The organism is Bacillus sp. ISL-45 (genome assembly GCF_018613195.1).
Lineage (GTDB): Bacteria > Bacillota > Bacilli > Bacillales > Cytobacillaceae > Mesobacillus.
Window position 1 is genome coordinate 138,764 of sequence record NZ_JAGGQQ010000019.1, and the last position, 24,501, is coordinate 163,264.

The 24,501-nt window shown below is 43.3% G+C and carries 24 protein-coding genes; 23 read left to right on the plus strand and 1 reads right to left on the minus strand.

Annotated elements, in window-relative coordinates:
- Positions 1–133: 133 nt before the first annotated feature.
- The 23 genes from J7E35_RS19825 to J7E35_RS19935 all read left to right on the plus strand — a co-directional run bounded on the left by J7E35_RS19825 (position 134) and on the right by J7E35_RS19935 (position 23,790).
- A complete protein-coding gene (locus J7E35_RS19825) occupies positions 134–1,108 on the plus strand; it encodes an ABC transporter substrate-binding protein (protein ID WP_214782969.1) in 975 nt (324 codons plus the stop codon).
- Complete coding sequence (locus tag J7E35_RS19830; RefSeq protein WP_251041109.1) at positions 1,074–1,895, plus strand: adenosylcobinamide amidohydrolase; 822 nt, start codon at positions 1,074–1,076, stop codon at positions 1,893–1,895. The genes J7E35_RS19825 and J7E35_RS19830 overlap by 35 nt, the downstream gene beginning before the upstream one ends.
- Positions 1,892–2,875: an adenosylcobinamide-phosphate synthase CbiB gene (gene cbiB, locus J7E35_RS19835; RefSeq protein WP_214782972.1), complete on the plus strand. Its 984-nt coding sequence runs from the start codon at positions 1,892–1,894 to the stop codon at positions 2,873–2,875. The genes J7E35_RS19830 and cbiB overlap by 4 nt, the downstream gene beginning before the upstream one ends.
- A complete protein-coding gene (gene cobD / locus J7E35_RS19840) occupies positions 2,832–3,908 on the plus strand; it encodes a threonine-phosphate decarboxylase CobD (protein WP_214782975.1) in 1,077 nt (358 codons plus the stop codon). Before cbiB ends, cobD begins: the two co-directional genes overlap by 44 nt.
- A complete protein-coding gene (locus J7E35_RS19845; RefSeq protein WP_214782978.1) occupies positions 3,887–4,468 on the plus strand; it encodes a bifunctional adenosylcobinamide kinase/adenosylcobinamide-phosphate guanylyltransferase in 582 nt (193 codons plus the stop codon). The genes cobD and J7E35_RS19845 overlap by 22 nt, the downstream gene beginning before the upstream one ends.
- Entirely contained in the window at positions 4,465–5,967 is a 1,503-nt protein-coding gene (locus J7E35_RS19850) for a cobyric acid synthase (RefSeq protein ID WP_214782980.1), read from the plus strand. Before J7E35_RS19845 ends, J7E35_RS19850 begins: the two co-directional genes overlap by 4 nt.
- Positions 5,954–6,739: an adenosylcobinamide-GDP ribazoletransferase gene (gene cobS, locus J7E35_RS19855; protein ID WP_214782983.1), complete on the plus strand. Its 786-nt coding sequence runs from the start codon at positions 5,954–5,956 to the stop codon at positions 6,737–6,739. Before J7E35_RS19850 ends, cobS begins: the two co-directional genes overlap by 14 nt.
- The gene (locus J7E35_RS19860; RefSeq protein ID WP_214782986.1) at positions 6,697–7,326 is read left to right on the plus strand and encodes a histidine phosphatase family protein; all 630 of its coding nucleotides are present in this window, start codon (positions 6,697–6,699) and stop codon (positions 7,324–7,326) included. The genes cobS and J7E35_RS19860 overlap by 43 nt, the downstream gene beginning before the upstream one ends.
- Entirely contained in the window at positions 7,260–7,688 is a 429-nt protein-coding gene (locus J7E35_RS19865; protein ID WP_214782989.1) for a bifunctional adenosylcobinamide kinase/adenosylcobinamide-phosphate guanylyltransferase, read from the plus strand. The genes J7E35_RS19860 and J7E35_RS19865 overlap by 67 nt, the downstream gene beginning before the upstream one ends.
- A 12-nt stretch (positions 7,689–7,700) precedes the next feature.
- Entirely contained in the window at positions 7,701–8,297 is a 597-nt protein-coding gene (locus J7E35_RS19870) for a cob(I)yrinic acid a,c-diamide adenosyltransferase (RefSeq protein ID WP_214782992.1), read from the plus strand.
- Entirely contained in the window at positions 8,287–8,778 is a 492-nt protein-coding gene (locus J7E35_RS19875; RefSeq protein WP_353050384.1) for an ECF transporter S component, read from the plus strand. The genes J7E35_RS19870 and J7E35_RS19875 overlap by 11 nt, the downstream gene beginning before the upstream one ends.
- Positions 8,779–8,816: 38 nt before the next feature.
- Complete coding sequence (locus tag J7E35_RS19880) at positions 8,817–9,536, plus strand: ATP-binding protein (RefSeq protein WP_214782998.1); 720 nt, start codon at positions 8,817–8,819, stop codon at positions 9,534–9,536.
- Positions 9,537–9,539: 3 nt separating this feature from the next.
- On the plus strand, positions 9,540–10,148 hold the full coding sequence (locus J7E35_RS19885) for a histidine phosphatase family protein (RefSeq protein WP_214783001.1): 609 nt from the start codon (positions 9,540–9,542) through the stop codon (positions 10,146–10,148).
- A 464-nt stretch (positions 10,149–10,612) separates the two neighbouring features.
- A complete protein-coding gene (locus J7E35_RS19890; protein WP_214783004.1) occupies positions 10,613–12,010 on the plus strand; it encodes an LVIVD repeat-containing protein in 1,398 nt (465 codons plus the stop codon).
- Between the two features lie 524 nt (positions 12,011–12,534).
- Complete coding sequence (locus tag J7E35_RS19895) at positions 12,535–14,154, plus strand: PucR family transcriptional regulator (RefSeq protein ID WP_251041110.1); 1,620 nt, start codon at positions 12,535–12,537, stop codon at positions 14,152–14,154.
- A 141-nt stretch (positions 14,155–14,295) separates the two neighbouring features.
- On the plus strand, positions 14,296–15,759 hold the full coding sequence (locus J7E35_RS19900) for a CoA-acylating methylmalonate-semialdehyde dehydrogenase (protein WP_214783010.1): 1,464 nt from the start codon (positions 14,296–14,298) through the stop codon (positions 15,757–15,759).
- A gap of 39 nt (positions 15,760–15,798) precedes the next feature.
- Positions 15,799–17,154, plus strand: coding sequence for an aspartate aminotransferase family protein (locus J7E35_RS19905; RefSeq protein ID WP_214783013.1), 1,356 nt, complete (start codon positions 15,799–15,801; stop codon positions 17,152–17,154).
- A 141-nt stretch (positions 17,155–17,295) separates the two neighbouring features.
- Positions 17,296–18,543, plus strand: coding sequence for a M20 family metallo-hydrolase (locus tag J7E35_RS19910; RefSeq protein WP_214783016.1), 1,248 nt, complete (start codon positions 17,296–17,298; stop codon positions 18,541–18,543).
- 35 nt (positions 18,544–18,578) lie between these two features.
- Positions 18,579–18,800 (plus strand): DUF3311 domain-containing protein, encoded by a 222-nt coding sequence (locus J7E35_RS19915; RefSeq protein ID WP_214783020.1) that lies wholly within the window; start codon positions 18,579–18,581, stop codon positions 18,798–18,800.
- Entirely contained in the window at positions 18,800–20,266 is a 1,467-nt protein-coding gene (locus J7E35_RS19920) for a sodium:solute symporter family protein (RefSeq protein ID WP_214783023.1), read from the plus strand. Before J7E35_RS19915 ends, J7E35_RS19920 begins: the two co-directional genes overlap by 1 nt.
- A gap of 70 nt (positions 20,267–20,336) precedes the next feature.
- Entirely contained in the window at positions 20,337–21,986 is a 1,650-nt protein-coding gene (locus tag J7E35_RS19925; RefSeq protein WP_214783027.1) for an amidohydrolase, read from the plus strand.
- A 67-nt stretch (positions 21,987–22,053) separates the two neighbouring features.
- The gene (locus tag J7E35_RS19930) at positions 22,054–22,659 is read left to right on the plus strand and encodes an FMN-binding negative transcriptional regulator (protein ID WP_214783030.1); all 606 of its coding nucleotides are present in this window, start codon (positions 22,054–22,056) and stop codon (positions 22,657–22,659) included.
- A 351-nt stretch (positions 22,660–23,010) separates the two neighbouring features.
- The gene (locus J7E35_RS19935; protein WP_214783033.1) at positions 23,011–23,790 is read left to right on the plus strand and encodes an SDR family oxidoreductase; all 780 of its coding nucleotides are present in this window, start codon (positions 23,011–23,013) and stop codon (positions 23,788–23,790) included.
- Positions 23,791–23,923: 133 nt separating this feature from the next.
- On the opposite strand, the gene J7E35_RS19940 is transcribed toward J7E35_RS19935, so the two are convergent.
- Entirely contained in the window at positions 23,924–24,469 is a 546-nt protein-coding gene (locus J7E35_RS19940; protein ID WP_214783036.1) for an HXXEE domain-containing protein, read from the minus strand.
- Between the last annotated feature and the right edge of the window lie 32 nt (positions 24,470–24,501).

Below are 24,501 nucleotides of genomic sequence, written 5' to 3' on the forward strand. Positions count from 1 at the left end.
CTTTTTATAAGAGGAACCGACACAAACATCTCCATGAGTAAAATGGAGGTGTTTTTTTAGTTTTATAGACAGGTTTTGTTTTGTTATGCAAAAAGTGAGAACTATTACAAAAGATAATTCGGAGGAATGAAAGATGAAGAAATTGAATGCATTTTTATTTGCTTTATTATTAACGATTGGTGCGCTGGCTGGGTGTGGCAGCGACAATGCTGATAAGACTAAACAAGAAGATACAAAGAAAACGGAAACAGCCCAGCAGGCAGAAGCGAAATTCCCTGTCAGCATCACGGATGGAACAGGACAGGAAGTGACCATTGAATCGAAACCGGAAAAAATCGTTTCCCTGATTCCGAGCAATACGGAAATTGCCTACGGATTGGGTCTTGATGAGCAAATTGTCGGAGTTTCTGATTTTGATAATTTCCCAGAAGAAGTGGCGGATAAAGAGAAAATTGGCGGCATGGAGTTCAATGTCGAGAAAATCATTTCTTTAAAGCCTGATTTGGTTCTTGCGCATGCTTCAAGTGCGCATTCCTCTGAAGCTGGACTTCAGCAGCTTAGAGATGCGGGTATTACCGTGCTTGTCGTTAATGATGCGACGACATTCGATCAAGTTTATGAGTCAATCAGCATGGTTGGTACTGCGTCAGGCGAAAAGGAAAAAGCAGATGCTTTGATTGCGGACATGAAGAAAAAAATTGAAGAGGTCAAAACAAAAGCCCAGGAAATAAAAGAGGAAGATAGAAAGTCAGTATTCGTTGAAGTTTCGCCGGCGCCTGAAGTTTATGCTGCTGGGAAAAATACTTTTATTGACGAAATGCTGCAGATCATTAATGCGGAAAACACCGTTAAAGAAGAGGGATGGCCTAAGCTGGATTCAGAGGCCATTATTGAAAGCAATCCTGAGGTAATTGTCACGACCCACGGTTACTATACACCTGAGCCGGTGAAAAATGTAACAAGCCGTGAAGGATGGGACAAAATTACGGCGGTCAAAGAGAACCGTGTAGTCGATGTTCATTCAGACAAGGTGACACGAACAGGCCCGAGGCTGACAGAAGGAGTAGAAGAGCTTGCAAAAGCGGTTTACCCGGATGTTTTTAAATAATAAGGTGATTTCCCGTGTCTTGCGGAGGAGCAATAAAAAACAGCCTCAATATAAGGGAGCGTCGCAGGAACCAAGTTTGTTTCCTGCTGCCCACCCATACAATGCAACACCAGTGGAAATAGGAGAAAGCTATCTGAAAATGACAGAAGACTTCGTTGTCCTGCATTCTCCTATTCCATTAAAAACTATGTCTTCGGGAGTGGTCGGTGCGGGAACCGGCTGGCACAGCACCTTCGTGAACCGGCATGTGGACAAGAGTTATGATTGCAGTGATCACCGGGAAGAAATGATCCAGTATTTGAAGGAACAGGGATTCGAGCCTTACGAAACGGTCGGGATGATGACTGCCGTTATGGTGGAGGATGTATGTTATAAGCATTATCAGGATGAAGAGTTTTCAGTGTTTATCGTCGTTACGGCAGGTACCGGCAATGCGGTGGACGCCTCGAAAAGCAGCGAGTATTATTCCTATGACATGTCACCTGGCACCATTAACATTTGGATATTCGTCAGCGGGGAACTGACTGAGGAAGCTTTCATCCAGAGCATTATGACAGCTACTGAAGCGAAGACAAAGGCTCTGCACGATCTGGAAATAAGGGATAGTCTGTCAGGTTCAGTGGCAACGGGTACATCTACTGACAGTATCTTAGTTGCTTCTACCCAGCGGGGACAAATGCTGGAATACGCCGGCACGATTACTCCTCTTGGGCGGACTATTGGCAAGGGTGTCCATGAATGTACAGTTGAAGCAATCACGAACAGCAAGAAAAGGGTGAAGATATGATTCTGAACCACCTTATCGCGGTGACACTTGCAGTCATCCTTGATTGGTTTGTTGGTGATCCGCCGGACTGGCCGCACCCTGTGAAGTGGATGGGCACGCTTATTTCGAAGTTGGACAGGCGAATGAATAAAGGAAGCGGCAGAAAAGCAAAGGGAATTGCAATGGTCGCTTCCGTCCTGCTGACTGTCGGAAGCATCGCTTTCCTTATCACATCATTATTTTACTTCCTGCATCCAGTAGCGGGAATCCTGATGGAAGCAGTGCTGATTTCGACTGCGATTGCCCAAAAAAGCCTGAAGGAAGCCGGACTATCAGTCTATGAGCCGCTTGAAGACAATGATTTGGGAGAGGCAAGGCACAAGCTGTCCTGGATTGTTGGCCGCGATACAGAGCAGCTTGAGGAACCAGAGATTGTCCGGGCTGCTGTCGAAACGGTAGCAGAGAACACGAGCGATGGCATTACTGCCCCGCTTTTCTGGGCAGTGATAGGAGGAGCTCCGCTTGCGCTTTTATATCGGGCCATCAATACCTGTGATTCGATGGTCGGCTATAAAAACGATAAGTATTTTGACTTTGGCTGGGCGTCGGCAAAACTTGATGATCTGGTGAACTGGATTCCAAGCCGGATTACTTCGCTTTGTATGGTAGTGATGAACCGCCCGCTTTACACTACAAGAATTGACGCCTGGAAAATGGTCAGGCGCGATGCCAAAAAGCACCCGAGCCCAAACAGCGGATGGGGAGAGGCTGCTGTGGCGGCGATACTGGGTGTCCAGCTCGGAGGCATAAATTATTATAAAGGTGTCATTTCTGAACGCGCCACGATGGGTGAAGCACTTGTTACCCTTGAGAAAAAGCATATTGTAGCAGCAAACAAAATCGTGACAGCGACTGTTCCGCTCTTTTTGGCAGTGCTGTGGCTTGGGGGGATTCTCATTGAAATGGCCGGCTCATGGTGCCAATCCACATTATTTATATGAAGCAATGAATCTGCCAGTTCCGGAAGAAAAGCTGGATTTCAGTGCCAATATTAATCCACTGGGTCCGCCTCTTGTGTTAAAAGAGAATTGGGGCCAGCTCCTTGAGTCGGTCACTGAATATCCGGATCCTAACGGAACGATTTTAAAAAGAAAGATCGCTGAAACGGTAGGATTGCAGGAAAACCAGATCCTCCTGGGGAACGGGGGCGCTGAAATCATTTCCCTGATTGGCCGGATGCTTGCTGGAAAACAGGCGGTGATTGTCCAGCCTGCTTTTTCGGAATATGAAGAAGCTTGCAGGGTAAACGGCTGCCAGGTACTGCACCACCACCTGCAAGCCAGCTGGGCATGGATGGAAGAGGGTTTAAGTGACAAGCTCCAGAAAGCGGATGCTTTATTCCTTTGCAATCCTAATAATCCCACCGGTGCCTACTATCCAAAATCGATCATTGTTCATTTGCTGGAGGAGTGCAGAAGGCATCAATGCTTGCTGATTGTCGATGAGGCATTTTACGACTTCCTTGCAGAATACGAATCGATCACCCATTACATAGAGGAATATCCGAATTTACTTATCATCAGGTCGATGACAAAAATGTTTGCTATACCTGGCTTGAGGCTTGGCTATTTGCTCGCAGACCCAGCAGCCATTAGGGAGATTGCAGCCTTCCAGCCGCATTGGAGCACAAATGCGATTGCCTTGAAGGCAGGTGAATGGTGCCTCGATAGTGAATCATACATAAATGAAACAATTGCCTTAATCGAACAGGAAAGACAACGTCTTTTCCGTTTTTACAAAAAACGGGACCTGCTGGTTTCTCCATCCCGTATTAATTTTTATCTTCTAAAGGACCCGTCTCTTAAAGGCCAGTATCCATTCCTGCAATACCTTCTTAATAGGGGAATCATCCCAAGACATACCTTGAACTTTCCTGGACTTGAGGGTGAATGGCTGCGATTTGCCATCAAGGGACCTGAAGCCAATGACAAATTGATGGGGGCGGTGGCTGAATGGCTGGACAGTCGTCTTTGATTTTTATCAGCGGTGGTGTCCGCAGCGGCAAAAGTCGTTTTGCCGAGATCCTCGCGGGGAAATCGGAAGCAAAATATTCCGGACAGCTCCACTACGTCGCTGCAGGACAGCCAAGCGATCATGAAATGAAAGAGAGAATCATGCGTCACCAGCAGGACCGGGAACTCAGCGGGCTGAATTGGAGAACCTGGGAAATCCCCAGGAATCTTTCCCCGTTTTCAACCGTTCTGACAAAAAATGATATCGTCCTGCTGGATTGCCTGACCACGCTGTTGAATAATGAATTTTTTCATGAAGATGGGCAGTGGGAATGTGATGGTTTCCCAGAAATGATCGTAACTAAGATCATGAATGAGCTGAATCAAGTGACTCAACAAGCAAGAACATTTATCGTTGTCAGCAATGAGGTCCATGGGGAAGCGATATTGGATGAAGGGCTTGTATTTACTTATGCTAAAGTGCTCGGCCAGCTTCATCAAGCTATTGTAAAAGAGGCGGATTATGCTTATTTAGTTGAAGCTGGGGTGCCGATTATGATGAAGGGGGAGGGTTCTCCGTGAATGGAATCATGGTTCTTGGTACAGCCTCTGATGTTGGGAAAAGTCTGATTGCCACTGCCATCTGCCGGGCCTATGCAAATGAGGGCGTACGGGTAGCGCCGTTCAAGTCGCAGAATATGTCCAACAATTCGTATGTCACCGCTGATAGTAAAGAAATCGGCAGAGCCCAGGGAATCCAGGCAGAGGCAGCTAGGACAGAGGCAACGGTTTGGATGAATCCCATTCTGCTAAAGCCGAGGTCCGACCAGGACGCGGAAGTGATCTTATTTGGGAAGGCGATTCACACCTTGTCAGGGAAGGCATATAGGGATGTTTTTTACGAACAGGGACTTGAAGCAATCCGTTCAGCTTTTGAAAAGCTTGGCCAGGAGTATGAAATGATTGTTATGGAGGGTGCTGGCAGCCCTGTGGAAATCAATTTAAAGGACCGTGAGCTAGTCAACATGAAGGTAGCGGAAATCGCCGATGTACCAGCTGTTCTGGTCGCGGATATTGACAGAGGCGGGGTATTTGCCAGCATTATCGGCACTTTGGAACTAATGTCCCCGGAAGAAAAACAGCGGGTAAAAGGATTGATTATCAATAAATTCCGCGGTGACCAATCCTTGTTCGAAGAAGGGATTAAATGGCTGGAATCCAGGACAGGGATTCCCGTTCTCGGTGTACTCCCTTTTCTCGAAAACCATATGATTGATGGCGAGGATTCCTTATCGATACCAGCTTCCAAATACAGGGCGGGTCTTGATATTGCGGTGTTCAAGCCGCCGTATATTTCAAACTACAGTGATATAGAGCCTTTCTACCTTGAGAACGATGTGTCGGTCCGATGGGTGAGTTCGGTTGAAGAAATCGGAGAACCTGATGCCGTCATCCTTCCTGGCACAAAAAGCACAATCAAGGATCTTCAATATTTTAAAAAGGCAGGGCTTTTCAGCTGGCTTCGCGATTATGCTGATAACGGCAGATTTATCGCTGGGATTTGTGGAGGCTATCAAATGCTTGGCGAGAAGCTCATTGACCCGTTTGGGAGTGATACAGGTTCAGAATATTCCGAGGAAGACGGGTTCGGGATCATTCCGGCTGTCACTACCTTTGCCAGGGTAAAAACAACCGCAAGGGCAGAAGGGATTTTTCATCCGGCCACAGGAATTTCCCTTTCAGCAAGAGGGTACGAAATCCATCTTGGCGAAACTGAAATGACTTCAATCTGCCAGCCGTTACTGCTGATAAGCGAGGACAAAGAGGAAGGATTTTATGGGAAAGATGGCCGCATCATCGGCACCTACCTGCACCATCTTTTCCACAATGATGAATGGAGAAATCATTGGCTCAACTCGATCCGCAAGGCCAAGGGGGAGCCAGAGAGAAATCCGGTTTATATAAGCGAGCTAAAGGACCAGAAGTACGATGAACTGGCCAGCCATCTTATGAATCATCTAGACTGGAACAGGCTGAAAGAAATTCCGGAAAAATGGAGAAGCAGACATGAAATGGTTTAAGGGTTTCCTGATCAACCTGCAATTCTTCTCCACAATCCCGATTCCTTTTGAGCTGCCGATGGATCGAAAGCATCTCGAGAGAGCGGTACAGACATTTCCTTTACTTGGGATTCTGCAAGGCGGCATTTATGCAAGCATCCTTTTTGCTATTGTCGAGTGGACACCCTTTTCAGCTATGACTGCTGCTATTGTATTGTGGCTTGCTTCGATTCTCCTAACTGGAGGAATCCATCTTGACGGCTGGATTGATTCCAGTGATGCCTATTTTTCTTATCGGGATCAGGAAAAACGATTAGAAATCATGAAAGATCCGAGGACCGGGGCGTTTGGTGTTTTGTCTGTCCTTGTGCTGTTAAGTACGAAGCTTTTCTTTCTATATGAAATTGTCGTTATGCTGCAAAGCGCTACCTATCTGCTAGCGCTCGCTATCCCAATTCTCGGCAGAATGGTGATGGGGATTCTGCTCGTTACGGTCAGGCCTGTAAAAAACGAAGGGCTTGGGGCGATGTTCCATAATGCTTCATCAAAAAGCACCTTATGGATCTACCCTGTTTATCTTTTAGGTGTAGCAGGGGTACTGATTTTAACCGGCTTATATATTGGCATGGCCGTCTATTTTCTCGCAGCCATTTTCATTGTCCTTTTTCTAAGGAAAAAAATCGTCGAATGGTTTGGAGGAATGACAGGGGATACTCTCGGAGCGAGTGTCGAACTGACGGAGGTGTTGTTGTGGATGACATTGTGGCTATTGCATTATTTCGCCATGGGATGACAGTGGAAAATAAACGACAGGCCTATCTGGGATGGACAGATTCCCCTCTAGTGGCTCAACAAAACTTTCCTGAGATTCCTGACAGCTTTGAACAGATTTATTCTAGCGATCTTGGCAGGTGCAGGGAAACTGCGAACGTTCTTTTTCCAAAAGCAGTGGCGGAAATTGTACCAGAGCTCCGTGAAATCAATTTTGGCGACTGGGAAGGAAAGACCTATGAACAGCTGAAGAACGAGGGCATGTATAAAAAGTGGCTATCTGAACCTTTTAAGATATCCCCGCCGAATGGGGAATCCTTTGATGCCTTTACCCATCGCGTGGAAAAAGGGTGGGAGAAAATTACCCGGAATATGGTTGGACATCAAATCAACACAGCAGCAGTGGTCACTCATGGGGGAGTGATTCGCTATTTATTAACTGTGTATGCTCCTGAAGAGAAAGATTTTTGGGAATGGAGCATTCCGTATGGCCGCGGTTATCAATTGACCTGGAGCAGAGAAGGTTTAAGGAGGGGAGAACGGTGCATTTCGTTACAGGAGGTGCCTTTAATGGCAAATCAAACTGGGTCAGGAAGCACTATCAGTTAGATGACCTTGATCACTCGTGGAACTCAGCATATAAAGGGGATGAAATCCCGAAGCTGAATAGGCAGCAAATCATCGTTTTGGAAGGCCTCGAAGTGTGGATCCGGCAAATGGCTCAGAATGTCCAAGCAGATGAGAGCCGGCAAAATTTGAAGGAACTAATTCGAAAGTGGTTGAAATGGGAAAGTGAGGATCAGCAGCGGAAGTTGGTGCTGATCGGCAGTGATATTTCAAAAGGAATCGTTCCCATGGCAGCTGAAGATCGAGTATGGCGTGACATTACCGGCTGGGTTTACCAGGACATTGTTTCAGCTGCTGACCGGGTAGACGTGATTTGGTATGGAATCAGTCAAAAACTAAAATAAAGGGGTATGGACATGAGACTATATACGAGGACAGGCGATAAAGGGAAAACGAGTATTATCGGAGGCCGGGTGGAAAAAGATGATATTCGTGTCGAAGCATACGGAACTGTCGATGAAGTGAACTGCTTTGTCGGCCAGGCGGTTACCCAGCTGGATCCTGAGATTTTTGCGGATATCCTAGAAGATCTTGAAAAAATTCAGCATGAGCTTTTTGACTGCGGCGGAGATTTAGCAAATGTAACGAAGAGCCGGGCGCTTAAACTGACAAAGGAATCAGTTGAATATCTTGAAAAGAAAATCGATGAGCTGATTGTCGAAGCTCCGAAGCTTGAGAGATTCATATTGCCGGGAGGAGCCCCTGCTGCCGCTTCCATCCATCTAGCACGCACGGTCACAAGAAGGGCTGAAAGATTAGTCGTTTCATTGTTAAAAGCTGACCCGGACGTTTCAGAAACCGCCTTGCAATTCTTGAATCGATTGTCCGATTATTTCTTTGCTCTTGCCAGGGTAATCAACTCAAGGCTAAATCTGCAGGATGTTGAATACGTTCGAAGTGCCAAGGTGTTCAGGGAGGGAAAGCGCAAGGAGGATCAGCAAGGTGAAGAATAGGAAACGATCCTGGCTTGCCATGTTCATCGCCCTTTCAGCCGCGGGCGCATTCATTAAGATTCCAGCCGTGATTGACAGTGTAGCTTTGGATGCCTTGCCTGCGTTGGTGGCAGCAGGACTTTTGGGTGGACCGGCAGGAGCGGTCGTCGGCGGAATTGGTCATCTGGTATCTGCGATGGCTGCTGGAATGCCGCTCGGACCTTTTCATTTCCTGGCTGCCGGTGAAATGGCCCTGCTGGTATATCTGTTCGGCATCTTATATAAAAACGGTAAACGCTGGCCAGCAGGCGCACTATTTATCATGGGCAACAGCTTCGCCGCCCCGCTTCCGTTTATTATGTTAATGGGAACGTCATTTTACATAGCTATTGTGCCATCCTTGTTTCTCGGTTCCATTTTAAATACAGCGCTTGCTTTTGTTATTTTGCCGAGGGTTGCTAGAGTTATTGGTGACAGCCTTCCATTTTCAAGACAGGCATGAACGAAGAAAAACTTGGCAGCTAGGGAGGGAAAAAGCAGGTGAGAGACACTTTAATGATTCCTTTAACTGAAGAAGAAAACCTTGTGATCGCCAGTGATAACAGCGGCAGCATCGGGATGAAGGATGGTGACGTGGTTCATGTTCCGTATAAGACCGTTGCATACTATTCTTTCAGGGTTGCTGTCATGGAGTGCCTAAGTGCGGGCGGGGAACCATTTGCTGCAGTCGTTCAGAATTTCTGTGGTGAAGATGCCTGGGATGAATTATTGCGAGGGATTGAACAAGGAATTAGTGAGCTTGGAAGGGTGGACATAAAGGTTACCGGGAGCACGGAAAGCAATTTTATGTTAAACCAATCTGCTGTTGGCCTTTCGGTACTCGGAAAAAGAAAGGCAAATGCAAAAATTGAAAAGCTGACTTATGATTCCCAAACACGGATAGCTGTCATTGGCTCCCCTCTGGTCGGATCAGAGGTGATGGAAAAGGAAGAACAGATTGTGCCCTTGCCGGTTTTTAAGGAGGTTAGCTGCATGGAAGAAGTCGTCACGATTCCTGTTGGCTCCAAAGGAATTCTTCATGAGCTGAATACTCTGTTTGAGAATATAGAAGTTACTGAAGAAAATGTGGAAACAACTCTTCCGCTATTAAAATCTTCCGGCCCATCGACCTGCTTTGTGGCGGTTTTTCCGATTGAAATACTACATAAATTAAAATCGATTTGCGGCCGCTATTTTCATGAAATGAACTACTTGGGGTGAAACATGCTTCATTTATATGTAATCAGACACGGGGAAACAGAATGGAATAAAGAAAAAAGAAGCCAGGGCCGCCTTGATTCTCCCCTTACTGATAAAGGGAAAGAAGATGCCCGCTCACTGGGAGCCAGGCTTCAGGACACAGAATTTCGCCAAATCATTTCTTCTCCAAGCGGCAGAACAATGGAAACAGTCAGGCTGGTAAAAGGGGAGCGGATGATTCCCCTGTTCACCGACGAAAGGTTAATGGAAATTGACTTAGGGTCGTGGCAGGGAAAAACAGAAAACGAAATTAAATCTCTGTATCCTGAAGAATTCGATACCTACTGGAACAAGCCTGAATGCTATATAAGCGTTGGCGGGGAAACCTTTTTACAGGTCCAGCATAGGCTGATGGAGTTTTTGGACGATTTGGAGAAGACCGTGAGAGATGGAAATGTCCTCATTGTTACCCACGGCGTTGTGATTAAGACTTTATACTTGCTAAGCAGGGATTCTTTATTAAAACACTTATGGGAGCCGCCATTTATCCATGGAACAAGCTTAACGATTTTAAAACTGGATGCTGGAAAAAAAGAACTGCAGCTTGAAGCTTGTGTTTCTCATTGTTCCTAATAATGATATCACTAGTGGAGGGTGTAAAACTTTCATAGGAAATAGGTATATTGACCATTAGAAGTACTCATCGCCTCGATGAGATTATTTCCCATATTAAAAATAGGATTCGGGTAATTTTCTCAGAAAAAAGTCAGGTACTCTTTAGAAAAGGGTGCCTGGCTTTTTTTGTTAGGCACTTGACGATGCAGTGGAGTTTCAAGTTGGGAACAGATTTTAAATAAATAATCCGGAAAACAGTTTTGTACTCAGTTACTGAAAAAGGGTTACCCTCCAGCAGTAAAAAAGTGCATTTAGAATTTCCCAATTAAAATCAGTCTAAAAGATCGTTTAGAAGATCAAACAGCCTGTTTTAGGAATAGTTTCCTATTTTTACAAAATAATCAAAAAGGTACTTTATATCCTTTTCCAATCTTTAATTCTACTATATCCTTAGTAAATAAATAGGAAAAGGAGGTTATATAATGTTTAGATTATCTTCAAAGGTTCTTGCCGGAACTCTGGCTATTACCCTGGCAGGAACAAGTCTTGCCTGGGCCTGTGAGGATGGGCAAAAAAGTTATATTGAAGCTGGAGTTTCCACATTTGGAGGAATTCCTCTTGTTAAGGGGACAAAAAACTTCATGAATCTGCAGGAAACAGCCGCAGTGCCTTTAAAAGAGCTGAAGGGATCTTCAGTGACGACTGCTGATGTGTTTGCCCATAAAGGATTTGCCTACCTCGGAACTCACAGAGGAAAGATGACAAACGAGGGAGTCAGAATTTTTGACATGAAAGACCCTGCAAATCCTAAGGAAGTAGCCGTCATCGGAAATGACATTCCAGGAACATGGCAGGAAAAAGTCATTGTTCGATCTGTCAGTACCCCGTCTTTCCAAGGGGATATAGCTGCCATCAGTGTCCAAAGAGTGGATAAGGAACGATATGGCTATGAAGGGGAAACATCTCCAAATGGCGGAGTGGTTCTTTACGATGTTACCAATCCTGCGTCACCGAAGAAATTAGGCTTTTGGAAAACTCCTTCTGAACTGCCAACTGGAACTCATGAATTCTGGCTGACAGAGCAAAACAACCGTTTAATTCTGCTGGCAACCAACTACCAGGCTAAAAGATATAAAGACAAGGGAGTTAAAGTGAATGACTTCTCCATTGTTGATGTAACAGATCCAACTCAGCCAAAAGAGTTGTCCAACTGGGATCCAACTGAAGTAGGCGGTGCTTTTGACGGCAATTATACATATAAGGATGAGACAGGAGCGTCAAGGACTGCATTCCTTCACAGTGTGATTGCGGACGAGACTGGTAAGTATGCGTATCTGTCCTACTGGGATCTGGGTACGATTATTTTAGCCATTGAAGATCCGGCAAATCCGAAATTTGTGGGCCGTACCAAATTTGAACGTGATGTTCAAGGAGCTGCCCATTCAGCTGCACTTGCACATGGCGGGAATATTCTCATCGAAACAAGGGAAGTGTTTAATCCGGATCCACATGATCCAGCATTCGAGAGAGGATGGGGCTATGTCCGAGTCTATGATATTAAGGACAAGAGCAATCCAGTATTGCTGAGCACATTCCGAACATTGAATTCGGCTGTTCAGATTAAAGCAGGCGAAAGACAGCCAGGAACCTATACAGTTCACGATCCAAAAGTCAGAGGAAACACTCTTTATCTGTCCCATTACTCAGACGGGATTCGAATGGTTGACCTAACAGATCCTAGCAACCCAGTTGAAGTCGGTTCATATGTATCCGATAAGGCAAATGTTTGGGGAGTTTTTGTCGACAGGAATTATATACTTGCTTCAGATATGGGCCAGGGGTTGAAGGTGCTTCAGAAGAAAGGAACAGGGTTACGCTAAGAAGGAACAGCAGTATAGCCAAATTGCTGATCTGCTTAAAAATACTAGGTAAAGTAGGATGATGATCTCTGTTTTTGACAGGGATCATCTTTTTTATATCCCACCATACTAGTTAATGGGGGGCTTGTAATTAAAAGGCATTTTGCTGGTCGTATTAAGTTTGCCTGCTCTTTTCTCACAAAAGAGTTAACTTTGGGAAGAAAAATAGGCAATTCAATCCTTTTTTGTAGTCAATAGCAACAAAGTTTGAGAAAAGAGCCATTTAAAAGACCCTGTGCAACAAGTCAGCTTCACAGGGTACATTTTAAGCTAGATTATAAAACTATTTTTCCAATAGGTCACTATAGTGGTCTCTTACCAAATGCGTCAATCCTCCTATTTCCCTTAACTCTGGTACTGAGAAATAAGGGAAATATGCAGGTAAACCCATAATGAAGATAGAATATTTAAAATATACAGAATATATAGCGTCAAAAACTTTAATTCATACAGTTTCAATATTGTATAAAAAAGGAGCAATTACCTTGTCTTTATATATCACGGTTGAGGATCTTTTACAGAGAAAGTACTTTGAGAATATTGAAGTCGTTGCGGGGCATGAGGGCCTGGGTCGCATTGTTAAATGGGTCCATGTGATGGATGTGACTAAAATCAGGAACCTTTTGAATGGGAAAGAGTTAATTTTGTCTACCGGGCTCGCATGGAAAGAGGACAAGAATTTGTTCTATTCTGTTGTTGAGCAGTTAATTGAATCGCAGGCTGCTGCTCTTTGTTTTGAGATTGGTACTTACACTTCGATTCTGCCGCAGGAAATTATTGATCTCGCTAATGAACATCATTTCCCTATTATCCTTTTTAAACAAGAAGTTCCTTTCGTCAAGATTACCCAGGACATCCACACCCTTCTAATCAACCATCAGTACCAGATGATTTCTGACCTTGAAGGCTATTCACAAGAGCTGAACAAGAAGCTATTAACAATTGAAAATCATCAAGAAATCCTCACTTTTATCCAACAGTATTTAAAAATTCAAATAGCCATCCTTTTTCATCCTTCTGATATTCAGTTTATTCCAAATGTAGATGAAAATGAGAAGAATGAACTTCTGCCTATCATGAATAGCCATGTACCAGACCACTTATCAACTTCGATAGCAAGCGTTCCAATCCAGCTGCTCGGCGACAATAAAGCTGAGCTGTTCCTTCTTTCAAAAGGCAGGGATATTACTGATTTTGACCGGCTGATTCTGGATCGGACGGCAACTGCTCTTGCACAGTTTCTCTTGCGAAAGCATTATTTCGAGGAGAAGCGGCGGAACGAGGAAACGGAATTCCTGAATAACTGGCTGGAGGGAGAATGCAGTGAAGATGCGATTCAAGATTACATAGCCTATCATTCACCGCCAGTGGAGCCAAATGGGGGATTTGTCTGCTTGTGCAGGCTGGGGACAGCTGATTCATTTTCAAATCTCGATTTAACCTATTTTAAACTTTATGCAAGGACAATCTTTGAGCAGCAAGGATTTACTTTTTATTCGATAGAGAAGAATGGTTTGTTGGCCTTTATTTTCTTGGATAAGAGAAGCACAGCCACCTGGAAGAAGAGGATGACAGAGGGAATTCACAAAATGCTGCAAAGCAATCTTAAAATCGGCAAATACAAATTCCAACATATGCTTGCGATTGGGAAATACGTACAGGAACTGAAAAACATTGGCGTGAGTTATAAAACAGCTGCCGAGACACTCAGAATCCAGACACGCTGGAGCGAGCAAGAATCCTATTATTTCTATGATGACCTGCATATATACAGACTTATATCCCAGCTGGACGAGCATTTAGAGTTAAAGGAAATTGTGATGGAGTACCTGGAACCAGTGATTGAATATGACAAAAAGTATAATGCGAAGCTGATGGAAACTTTGAAAACCTATTTGTCATGTAATGGTTCAAAGCAAGAGACAGCGAAACGGCTTTATGTTGTTCGACAGACTCTCTATCATCGGCTTGATAAATTGGAAAATCTGCTTGGTGAGGACTTCATGAATCACGAAAAACGGCTGGCGATTGAGTTTATGATTTATTCTTATGACTATTTGATTTCATCCAGGCAGGTAAAAGAATCTGGACAAGAATTATTGTAGCCTGCAGAAAAGTAGGTTTTTTTTCAAAATGTAAAACATTCTCCGTTAGATTTTTTACAAAGTGTCTAATGAAACCTTGTCAAAAATACAAGATAATTTACATAGTTTAAAAATTCAGAAAATAGAGGAGGCTATCAACCAATGAATGTGATCAGCGGAACGGATGTATTAAAGAACTATATTAACGGTGATTGGGTAGATGCCCAGTCCAATGAAACTCTTGAGGTCCCCAATCCAGCTACGAATGAAATATTAGCAAGGGTTCCTATTTCTTCTGCGGCAGATGTAGATAAAGCTGTTAGCGCTGCCAAAACCGCGTTTGAATCTTGGAAAAACACTCCCGTGCCAAAAAGGGCACGAATTCTATATAAGTATCATTACTTACTGACTGAGAATCACGAAAAGCTGGCCAGGTTGATTGTAGAGGAAAATGGTAAAGCCTATAAGGAAGCTTATGGGGAAGTGCAGCGGGGCATTGAGTGTGTAGAGTTTGCCGCTGGGGCACCAACGCTGATGATGGGCGAAAGCTTGTCCAATATAGCGGAGGAGATTGACTCTGAAATGTTCAGGTATCCACTTGGGGTAGTCGGAGGAATTACTCCATTCAACTTTCCGATGATGGTTCCGCTCTGGATGTTCCCTTTAGCCATTGCCTGTGGAAATACTTTCATACTGAAGCCTTCCGAAAGAACGCCACTTTTGGCAAATGAACTTGTGGCACTATTTTCAGAAGCGGGTGCTCCAAAAGGCGTATTGAACATTGTTCATGGAGCACATGATGTGGTGAACGGACTGCTTGACCATGAAGACGTCAAAGCCATTTCTTTTGTTGGTTCCCAGCCGGTTGCTAAGTATGTGTATGAAAGAGCGGCAGCCAATGGAAAGCGGGTTCAAGCACTGTCAGGGGCGAAGAACCACCATATTGTCATGCCTGATGCCGATGTGGCAAAGGCAGTAACAAATATCATCAGTTCCGCCTACGGAAGTGCTGGCCAGCGCTGCATGGCGTGCAGTGCGGTAGTTGTTGTCGGCGACAGAGAAGAATTTGTACAGGCATTAAAACAAAAGGCTAGCGAACTGGTGATTGGAAATGGTTTAGATGATGAGGTCCTGCTTACTCCAGTGATTAGAGAATCACATCGCGAGAAGGTATTGGGATATATCGAAAAGGGAGTAGAAGAAGGAGCTTCACTGCTTCTGGATGGACGAAGTGCGTTGGACGAATTAAAGGACGGTACCTTCCTTGGTCCGACAATATTTGATCATGTTGAGCCTGACATGACGATTGCCAGAGAGGAGATTTTCGCACCAGTGTTGAGTGTACTTCGTGCTGAGAATCTGGATGATGCGCTGGAGTACCTCCGGAAATCCCGTTTTGGCAATGGAGCGACAATTTATTCGAAGGATGCAAAAGCAATCCGGCAGTTCAGGGAAGAGGCTGACACAGGAATGCTTGGAGTCAATGTAGGCGTTCCAGCCACGATGGCTTTCTTTCCATTCTCCGGCTGGAAGGATTCCTTTTATGGAGACCTCCATGTGAATGGCAAGGATGGTGTGAACTTTTATACACGCAAAAAAATGATTACTACTCGTTTTGATTATTAAATTTAGCCACAAAACCCAAAGCGTAGGAGGAAGGCGGGCATGACAAAGACAAAACAAGCAGAGGATTTTCTTGCAAAGGACCGGGATTATGTCTGGCATTCAATGAAGCCATATAACCCCGACAGTACCCTTATAGCAGAGAAAGCAGAAGGCTCATGGGTGACGGACCATAACGGCAAAAGATATCTCGATGCCATGGCGGGGCTTTGGTGCGTGAATGTTGGTTATGGTAGGAAGGAACTGGCCGATGCAGCTTATGAACAATTAAGGGAAATGTCCTATTTTCCTCTTAGCCAGAGTCATATACCGGCGATTAAACTGGCTGAAAAGCTGAATGATTTACTGGGAGATGATTATGTTTTCTTTTTTTCCAACAGTGGATCTGAAGCAAATGAAACTGCCTTTAAACTGGTAAGGCAGTATCATCAGCAAAATGGTGAACACAACAGGTACAAATTCATTTCTCGATACAGGGCCTATCATGGAAATTCGATGGGCTCACTCGCGGCAACGGGGCAGGCACAGCGTAAATTTAAATATGAGCCATTGGCACCTGGATTCCTACATGTTGCTCCGCCAGATCTATATCGTGGCGCAGATCAAGATGACACCGAAGCAGCTAACCTTCAGTCAGTCCAGGACATCGACCGTGTGATGACTTGGGAGCTTGGCGAGACGATTGCAGGAGTGATAATGGAGCCGATCATTACTGGAGGCGGGGTCATCGTTCCACCAGAGCAGTATATGAAAGGTGTGAAAGAGGTTTGTGAAAAACATGGTGCCCTGCTGATCGTGGATGAAGTGATTTGTGGATTTGGCAGGACGGGGATGCCATTTGGTTTCATGAATTATGGTGTTAAACCAGACATCATCACAATGGCCAAGGGTATTACTAGCGCCTACCTTCCGCTTTCCGCTACAGCGGTCCGGAAAGAAATCTATGAAACTTTTAAAGGGTCTGAGGAATATGATTATTTTCGGCATGTGAATACGTTTGGCGGAAACCCTGCGGCTTGCGCTCTCGCTTTGAAGAACATTGAAATCATGGAAAATGAAAAATTGTTCGATCGTTCGAGAGAGTTGGGTGATTATTTAAAACAAAGTCTTTATGACCGGCTGAAGAATCACACTTTTGTAGGAGATGTAAGAGGGAAAGGGCTGCTGGTTGGTATTGAACTCGTCATTGATAAGGAATCGAAAGAGCCACTAAATGCTAGTCTTGTAAATAAGGTCATTAATGGTTGTAAAGAAAGAGGGTTGATAATCGGAAAAAATGGGGCGACTGTTGCGGGATACAATAATATTTTAACTTTGTCACCGCCACTCAATATAGAGCTGGAAGACCTAGATTTTATCATTCAGACACTCACGGAAGAATTACAGAAAATACAGTAAAACAACCACCGAAGACACTCGTAATTTCATTTTGGGATTACGAGTGTTTTGTCAAAATCCAAAAAACTGAGGGATTTTTCAGCACATGGCTGTCACTACGCTTTGACTGAAAGGATTTTTAAAAATAGGAGGAGGGGAAAGATGAAACTGCAAACTTTTACGATTAACAAACAGCGTTTGGAGCAGCGTATTGATGAGTTAGCAGAAATAGGCAAGATTGGGGACACTGGTGTCTGCCGATTGACCTTATCGAAAGAGGACAGGGAAGGAGTAGAGAAAGTAAAGAGCTGGATGGAAGAAGCAGGTCTTACAACAAGAATAGACCATTTTGGCAATCTGATTGGGAGGCTTGAAGGTAAAGATCCCGATTCTCCAATATTAATGATTGGTTCCCATATTGATTCCCAGCCATATGGAGGAAGGTTTGATGGTGTCATCGGGGTGCTGGGCGGGTTAGAAGTCGCGCAAACGTTGAAGGAGCAAAATGTTTTACCGCGAATGCCAATTGAGGTTGTTGCGTTTAGTGATGAGGAGGGCTGCCGCTTTAATAAAGGGTTATTTGGAGTCCGGGGAATCCTTGGACAGCTTGAAGAAGGCGAATTGGAGAGAAAAGATAAAGATGGAATGACCAGGCGCGAGGCATTGAAGGAGTTTGGCTGTGACCCTGATAGGTTAAAAGAATCAGAATATCAAGAGGGAAGTATCTCTGCCTTCCTGGAAATGCATATTGAGCAGGGCCCAATCCTGGAAAAGAATGACCTCCCGGTTGGCATTGTCACCGGAATTTCTGGCCCTTTATGGCTGACAATAGAGTTAGAAGGCTTTGCTGGCCATGCAGGTTCTGTGCCTATGGCAATGAGGCAGGATGCACTGGTGGGAGCAGCAAAAATCATTGTGGCGCTGAATGAACTTGCTGGTGAAGATCCTGATGCTCCAACAGTAGGAACTGTGGGAAGCATGAGTATTTTCCCGGATTCTCGTAATATTATTCCTGAAAAAGTTACCTTCACTGTGGATTTAAGAGATATTGATATTAATAGACGACATCGGATCGAAGAGAGATTATTTGAGTGTATTGCTGAAATCTCAAATCAACACAGCCTTACTTACAGAATTCATGAGGACACGAATAGTGAGCCGAGGTACTGTTCCGAGGAAATAATCGAATTGATGAGAGAGGAAAGCAAAAATATTGGACTGGATACCATTGAATTAATGAGCGGTCCATTCCATGACTCTCTTGCTATGTCCTATGTGTGCGATTATGGGATGATCTTCGTTCGCTGCAAGGATGGAATCAGCCATAATCCTAAGGAATTTTCTGCATTTGAAGATATATCCTTAGGAACAGAATTACTCTATCGAACAACCATTAGAATGACAGAATAGGAAGGTTCCCTATAACCGAAGAGGAGTTGAAAAAGATGAGCAAATCTAAATTTAACACGCTCTATATCGCTGTCGGGCTGATACCGTTTTTAATGCTCGTGTTTCCGTTTTTCGAGATTGCGAATCGTGCAACCCCGATTATATTCGGCTTACCCTTCTCATTTTTCTGGGTAATCCTGTGGATTGTCATTACGTTTGTAGCATTGGTGGTACTCTATCGTTTAGATCCAGATCAGGATGAGGAGGAGGATGTGTAATGCCAGGATGGCAAATTGCTCTAATCATGATGATATTTTACCTTGTCATTGCTCTTTTTGTGGGTATTATGGCGGGAAGAGGCAGAGATGGCAGTTCACTGGATGAATTTGCGGTAGCAGGCGGAAAGCTTGGTTTGTTTGTGATGTGGTTCTTGATGGGAGGAGCTGTTTTTAGTGCTTTCTCATTTTTAGGAGCACCAGGATGGGCGTATTCAAAAGGAGCTCCGGCATTATATATCATTACTTATACTGCCTTTGCCATTCTCCCATGGTACATCATTGGTCCAAAAATAGGGAAAATCGGCAGGAAATATCGTCTTTATACTGTTGCAGGGTTTTTAAAGGGAAGATTTAACAGCCCGGCATTGGCGGTACTTGTTGGATTGATTGCGCTTTTTGCATCCATTCAATATCTAGCTACACAGATGTCGGGTATGGCCATTATTTTTAACATCATGACCGAAGGAAGGATTCCATTCTGGCTTGGTGCACTGTTATCATATGGAATCGTTGTTGTTTATGTAGCAACTGGTGGACTGCGTGCAGCTGCGTGGTCTGATGTATTCCAGGGTTTATTGATGATCCTGATTTCATGGATAGTGGGTTTAACAATTGTTTATCAATTGCATGGCGGAACGACTGAAATGTTCGCTTCTATCGCGAGAGAGACACCAGAATTCCTTCAAATAGGGAAAGAAGGTTCTTCAATGGGGACTGTTGCTTATACAACAACCATTCTGGTATCCGTTATTGGATTTTTAATGTGGCCTCATTTGTTCTCTAAGTCATACGCTTCCAATTCCAGGACGATTAAAAAGACTGTGCTTGCATACCCAATTTTCGCCTTGTTTTTAGTTCCACTTTTACTAGTAGGTTTCGCTGCTAAAGGGGTTGTTGATTCTGGACAACTGGAAAGTGCTGATCAGGTTTTGCCATATTTGATTACAACGGTCATGAATTTACCTGGCTGGCTGTATGGCCTTGTCGGAGCTGGCGCGCTTGCTGCTGCCATGTCTACCGCCGATGCAATTACCCATAGTGCTTCTTTGGAGGTTACTGATGGAGTAGTCAAATCCATTTGGAAGGATCTCTCAGACAAAACAACACTTCTTATCATGCGTGTTGGTGTATTTGTTATCGGAGCATTAGCTTACTATATTAGCGTATTTGGCGGGCAGGGATTGATCGCCTTGTTATTAGGTGCTTATGGTTCCATTGTCCAATTTGCTCCCGGAGTGTATAGTGCGCTTTTTTGGCGAAGAGCAACGACTCAGGGGGTTATCTCAGGGTTGGTTGTAGGAACAATCGTCAATTACTATTTCCAACTAGTTGCAACTTCTACTCCCTTTGGTATCCACGCGGGTATTTTAGGGTTAATTTCTAACATTGTCATAATGGTCACAGTTAGTTATTTAACAAGAGCACAAACCGAAGATGAAGTTAATCGTTATGTCGATGTAGCATAAAAAAATAGATTCGCCAGACAGGATTTTGTAATATGTGTCTGGCGATTTTTCCATTTGAAAGGAGAGGCATATGAAAGCAGACTATATTTTTAACAATGGTGAAGTTATTACAATAGATAGCAAGAATCGCATTGCAGAAGCTGTAGCAGTTAAAGGAAATAAGATTATCGCTGTTGGTACGACGGAGGAAATGGAAGATTTCAGATCAGCAAGCACCACTATTATTGATTTGGAAGGTAAAACGCTAATGCCGGGTATCATCGATGCCCATATCCATTTGACGATCTATGGAACGAATTTATTAGGAGTCAGTTGTATAGAGCCGCATATTCAATCGTTAGAGGATTTGTTTATTGATCTTCGAAAAAAAGTTCAGGAGACACCCAAAGGGCAATGGGTAAGAGCTTGGGGATTCAAGGAATCCAATCTTAGAGAAAATCGTTACCCAACAAGGGAAGAGCTTGATGAAATTTCAAAGGACCATCCGATTGTCATTATCAGAACATGCAACCACACATCATATGTAAACAGTAAGGCTCTTGAGATTGCGAAGATTGACGAGAATACTCCTGACCCTGAAGGAGGAATAATTGAAAAAAATAAAGATGGCAGTCTTACGGGACGAATGATCGAAAATGCCCATATGCAGGTTTTTCAATATGCAAGTTATAGTAATGAAGAAATCCGCAAAGGGATGCAGCTGGCTTCAGATGAATTTATCAAAGCAGGCATTACTAGTATCCATGATGCAGGAGGGTATGGTGATGGTGCCGAGATCATCCGAATCATGCAGCAGGCAATCAATGGAGGAGAAGTTAAGATCAGAATATATGCGATGATTGGTTCGCTGACCAATTCTCACGAGTTTGTTGAAAAGATGGTTCAAGCTGGACCGATTACAGGACTGGGAAATGACCATTTTAAGATTGGTCCCGCCAAGTTGTTTACTGATGGAAGCAGCGTCGGCCCCACTATAGCTACACGAGAGGGGTATACTCATAATCCTGATGACAGAGGGATTATTTATTATAGCCAGGATGAGCTCAATCGAATTCTAGGTCAAGCACACGAGAAAGGTTTCCAGCTTACAGCACATGCCCAAGGTGACCGGGCGATTGAAATGCTTTTGGATTGCTATGAAATAGCGCTGACCAAACACCCACGTGAGAATCACCGACACCGGATTGAACATGCGGGTATATCTTCCCCTGACTTACAGGAGAGAATAAAGAAGCTTGGTGTAGTTGTAACCCCAAACCCTGTTTTTATGTATGCAAACGGCGACAAGTATCTCGAATACTATGGAGAGCGTGTGGATTACATGTATGCTGCCAGGGATTTTATCGACAAAGAAATTGTTGCAGCATTTGGGTCTGATGCACCTGTAACTTATTTAGATCCGTTGCTAGGAATTCATGCATCGGTAAATAGAGAATCGAATGATGGCCAGCCAGTTGGCAAGAATCAGTGCATTGAAATCATGGAAGCGATAAAGGCATATACATGGAATGGTGCATATGCCAGCTTCGAGGAGAGTATTAAAGGAAGTATCGAGCCTGGTAAACTAGCGGATTTAATTGTGTTGAATTCCAGTATTTTAAAAGAAGAGAAAAACAGAATCAAAGAAATGAAAGTCGAAATGACAATGATTGACGGGGAAATTTTGTACTCGTCAAATAAAAATTCAATTTATGAAAAAAATGAAGTTTATTCAAACTGAAATCCAAGCTGTTTAATAGAATCATGGAATTCTAACCGTAAAAACTCAAGGTGGAAGGAAGCATTTTATGTATATACCTAAACATTTTGAAATTAGTGACCAAGAAATCATTCATGAGGTTATTGAAAAGTACAGCTTTGCCACTTTATTTTCTCACCATAAAGGAGAACCTTACGCTACTCATATGCCATTAATTTTTAATAAGGAAGAAAATACTTTATATGGCCATTTCGCCCGTCAAAATAGCCAGTGGAGGGATATCGAGAATCAATTAGTGCTTGCCATTTTCCAAGGGCCTCACAGTTATATTTCTCCCTCGTGGTATGAAACAAACAAGGCGGTGCCTACTTGGAATTACGTGTCCATTCATATATACGGAAAGTTGGAAATCATTGAAAATGAAAAAGTAATATTTGATTCTTTAAATGATATGGTAAATAAATATGAAAAGCCTCATAGTCCATACAATTTGAAAAATGTAGACTCCAAATATATAGATGGAATGAGTAAAGGCATTGTTGCGTTTAAAATCCCCATTACTAAAATTGAGGCAAAGGCTAAGCTAAGTCAAAATCATCCAGTGGAAAGGCAAGAGTTAATCATTGAGCAGTTAGAAAGATCTCCTGATCAAAATGATTTACAGGTAGCCTCCATTATGAAGGAAAACTTGTGATAAATATTTATGAACAGCAAAGGGCACTTTTTCGGAAGTGCTTCTTTTTTTGTAACTGGTTATTTATGCTAATATGGTTTCAGTAACATAATGTGTAGTTTTATGAAAAGAATATCCCTTTTTTGGAATGTTTCAATCTATAAATGTTGATATTCTAGAAATGAATAGGCAAGTAGTTGCGTATACGTTAGCCGAAGATTTAGTTACTGCACTTTAATGAAGGGGGGATGAGGTGCATCTGGGGGAATATTAGAAAAAATCGATAGTTTTTCATTCATAAGACAAGTACCTGAATTTGTAAAATTCGATACCTGTAATCAAAAACAATTATTTATATTCCGGAGGATCATAATGACTAGTCTTAAAGGAAAACTTGCAATAGTTACTGGTGCAAGTCGTTCAAAGGGAATCGGGGCTGCGATTTGTCGCTCACTTGCGAATGCTGGGGCAGATGTATTTTTTACACATTGGTCACCATTTGATGAGATTAGTGGTAATGGGTTAGATAAGGATTTTCCCAATATGTTATGTAAAGAGTTAAGAACTATAGGAGTTAATGCTGCTCATATGGAGGTTGATTTGAGTGAAAGCGAATCATCCAGTCTTATTATGGACCGAGTTGAAGAAGTGTTAGGGACACCTAGTATATTAGTGAATAATGCTACGTTTGAATCGCCAGCCAGTTTTCGAACTCTAAATAGAGAAATTCTGGACAAGCATTATAAAGTGAATAACAGTGGAACACTTATGCTGTCTCTGGAATTTGCGAAAAGGTATGAAAAGTCATTTCCTGAGGGGAAAGATGGACGAATCATAAATATGGTATCTAAAGGGCCTGATCCTGACAATCTGGCCTATATAGCAACTAAAGGTATGATGATTGCCATAACCGAACCCTTATCAGTTGGATTAGCTTCCATTGGTATCACAGTAAATTCCGTAGATCCTGGCCCCACAGATTCCGGTTGGATGGATGAAGCATTGAGAGAACAGCTACTACCATTATTTCCATCTGGACGTATTGGAGTTCCTGAAGATGCTGCACGGTTAATAACATTCTTAGCCAGCGATGATTCTGGCTGGATTACGGGACAGACTATAAGATCTGAGGGAGGATTTTTGGGTAAATAATTGAATATAAGAATGCTATTTTGGAAGATAATAAACCTGATTTCTTGCTAAACACGAAGGAATCAGGTTATTTTCTATGCACATTTTGTTTCTGAGAGTGTCAAGTGACTTGATAAAAAAGTAGAGGGGTCAGTTATCGAATAAAATAGCGGCCTAAAAGATTGCCAACCAGGAAAACCAGGATCATGACCAAACTAACCGGAAGACTGGTGAAAAAGAAATGCCAGTCGATTTTTCCATTTTCGATTAAAAAATAATATGTAATGAGGCAGTAAGGGATAAGAAGGAACAGGGACGTTATAATGCCAGGCGTGTAGCCCCTGAACATAATGCTTTGAACAATATGCATGGATGCCTGCAAAACAAATAAATTAAGGATGGCTGTAAATAAAAGAAAACCCCCGCCGTTAGATGAAAACTGGGCTGTCATTATTGCAGTGAATGAGATGAATAGTAAAATCCATGTAGCCGAAACAGCAAGGTGAGCAGCGGTTGAACCTAGCTTTTCCCTCATTCTAAATGTCATCTCGACGAAGTTAGTCTTCGGATATTTGTTTTTGTTTGCAGCCATGGAAGATTCGATGGTGATGATTTCTTCTAAGTCATGGAAAATGAAAACGATGGGAAGCAGCCAGATTAATGTTTTCAGATCTATAAATTGGTGGAGCTCCGCTAACATCTTTTGTCTACCTCCTTGTGGTTCCAAGACTG